This window comes from Streptomyces sp. URMC 123 (assembly GCF_051386515.1).
Lineage (GTDB): Bacteria > Actinomycetota > Actinomycetes > Streptomycetales > Streptomycetaceae > Streptomyces.
In genome coordinates, this window is record NZ_JBPQTV010000543.1 from 1 (window position 1) to 2368 (window position 2368).

A 2368-nucleotide genomic window follows, 5' to 3' on the forward strand; every position below is an offset into this window, starting at 1 on the left:
CCCCCGATCTTCGCCCACCACCGGCTGTCATGCCGCTCTCCGGGAGAACCCCCATGACCGTTCCCCTGCTCCCGTCCGCACCGCAGGAGCTCACCGAGCCGCCGCAGGAGCTCACCCAGCCCCCGTCTGCGCCTTCCGGGCCGCCGTCGGAGCTTTCCGGGCCGCCGTCGGCGGCGCGGCGCGCCCCCTCCGCCCTGTGGCCCGCCTCCGCCCGTACGACCCCCGGCGGGGGCCTCGCCCTCGGCGGGGTGGAGCTCACCGAGATCGCCGACCGCTTCGGCACCCCGTGCTACGTCCTGGACGAGGCGGAGCTGCGGGCCGGGGCCCGCGCCTGGCGGCAGGCGCTGCCCGACGCCGAGGTCTGCTACGCCGCCAAGGCGTTCCTCTGCCGGGCCGTGGCCGCCTGGGTGGCGGAGGAGGGCCTGGGCCTGGACGTGTGCTCGGCGGGCGAACTGGAGCTCGCCGTGACCGGCGGCTTCCCCGCCGAGCGGGTCCTGCTGCACGGCAACGCCAAGTCCCCCGAGGACCTGCGGACCGCGCTGCGGCTGGGCGTCGGGAGGATCGTCATCGACTCGCTCGGCGAGATCGCCGCACTCGCCGCGCTGGTGCCCGCCACCACCCGGCAGAAGGTGCTCGTACGGGTGGTGCCGGGCATCGAGGCGGGCGCGCACCCGGCGATCAGGACCGGTGGCGAGGACCAGAAGTTCGGGCTGCCGATCGCGGACGGCTCGGCCGAGAAGGCGGTCGCGGCGGTTCTGGCGCAGCCGCGGCTCGAACTCGCCGGGTTGCACTGCCACCTGGGCTCCCAGATCGCCGCGCCCGAGCCGTACGAGGAGGCCGTACGGCGGATCGTTCCGTTCCTGGCGCGGCTGCGGCACCGCTACGGCGTCGCCCTCCCCGAGCTCGACCTGGGCGGCGGCTTCGCGGTGGCGTACCGGGAGGGCGACCCGGCGCCCGGCCCCGAGGTCTTCGCCCGCCGGATCACGGCCGCGCTGGCCCGGTGCTGCGCGGAGTACGACACGCCCGTGCCGCGGCTCACCGTGGAGCCCGGCCGCTCGATCGCCGGTCCCGCCGGGACGGCCCTCTACCGGGTGGCGGCGGTCAAGCGCGGCGGCCGGCGGACGTTCGTCGCGGTGGACGGCGGGATGAGCGACAACCCGCGCCCCGCGCTCTACGGGGCCCGCTACACGATCCGGCTGATCGGCCGCCCGGCCACCGCGCCGCCGCGCACGGTGACGGTCGTCGGCCGGCACTGCGAGGCGGGCGATGTGCTGGCCGCGGACGCGGAACTGCCGGGGGACGTGCGGCCCGGTGATCTGCTGGCGGTGCCGGTGGCGGGGGCGTACCACATGTCGATGGCGTCGGGGTACAACCTGGTGGGGCGCCCGCCGGTGGTCGCGGTGGCGGACGGGCACGCGCGGGTGCTGGTCCGCCGGGAGACGCTGGAGGACATCAGGCGGCGTGACGTGGGCCTGTGAGGGCGCCGTGCCCGGGCGCCGGCGGCCGGGCGGCCGGGCGACCGGCCGCTGGAGCGGGGTCAGTCGCCGATGCGTACGAGGGCGAGGGTGATGTTGTCGGGGCCGCCCCCGTTCATCGCGGCCTTCCACAGTTCGAAGGCGGCCCGCCCGTCGGAGTGGAAGCGGAGCACCTCGTCGATCCCGGCGTCGGGCACGGGGTCGGTCAGACCGTCGGAGCACACCAGCCAGCGCCGCTCGGTGTCCAGCGGCGAGCCGCTCACATGCGGGTCGACCGGGCTGAAGCCGGGCGTGCCGCCGAGGGTCTGGGTGACGATCGACGAGGTGCGCTCGCCCGGGAGCAGCGGCGGGTTGTCGTCGACGCTCACTTCCCGCAGGCCCTGGCCGTCGGCGACGTCGTAGACCCGGCTGTCGCCGACGTTGAAGGCGATGGCGTGGTCGGCGGTGAGCACGACGCCGGCCACGGTGGTGCCCATCATGATCAGGTCGGGGTCGTCGTCGGCGGCCTCGTACACGGCCCGGTTGCAGCCTTCCAGGGCGTCGCGGACGTCGTCCTCGCTCTCCAGGGCGGGCCCGATCCGCGACAGCCGCCGGACCACCATGGCGCTGGCGACCTCGCCGGCGGGGTGCCCGCCGAGTCCGTCGGCGACGGCGACGATCAGGGGCGTGCCCAGCGGGAACAGCATGGTCTGCGGATTCTCGGTGATCGTCCCGCAGACGGTCCAGGGCCCGACGGCCAGGCTGTCCTCATTGCGATCGCGCACCAGCCCGGGGTGGCTCAGCGCGCTGACGACGATATAGGCCATACGTCCACCGCCTCCCGGACGGCCCCGGCACGCGTGCCCTTCCATTGTGCGCCGGAGGGTGTGCGGGGGCCGCTCGAACGGTGTCTC

General features: G+C 75.6%; 2 protein-coding genes. One reads left to right on the forward strand and one right to left on the reverse strand.

What is annotated here, in order from left to right; genetic code table 11:
* Positions 1 to 53: 53 nt before the first annotated feature.
* Positions 54 to 1478 carry a diaminopimelate decarboxylase gene (lysA, locus tag ACSNOD_RS30515; protein ID WP_436770324.1) on the forward strand — a complete coding sequence of 475 codons (1425 nt, stop codon included), beginning with the start codon at positions 54 to 56 and terminating at the stop codon, positions 1476 to 1478.
* 59 nt (positions 1479 to 1537) lie between these two features.
* Here the strand turns inward: lysA and ACSNOD_RS30520 are convergent, their stop codons facing one another.
* Entirely contained in the window at positions 1538 to 2281 is a 744-nt protein-coding gene (locus ACSNOD_RS30520; protein ID WP_436770325.1) for a PP2C family protein-serine/threonine phosphatase, read from the reverse strand.
* Positions 2282 to 2368: the final 87 nt, after the last annotated feature.

Coding starts and splice junctions, on each gene's coding strand:
- lysA (WP_436770324.1), top strand. CDS start 54: ATGACCGTTCCCCTGCTCCCGTCCGCACCGCAGGAGCTCACCGAGCCG.
- ACSNOD_RS30520 (WP_436770325.1), bottom strand. CDS start 2,281: ATGGCCTATATCGTCGTCAGCGCGCTGAGCCACCCCGGGCTGGTGCGC.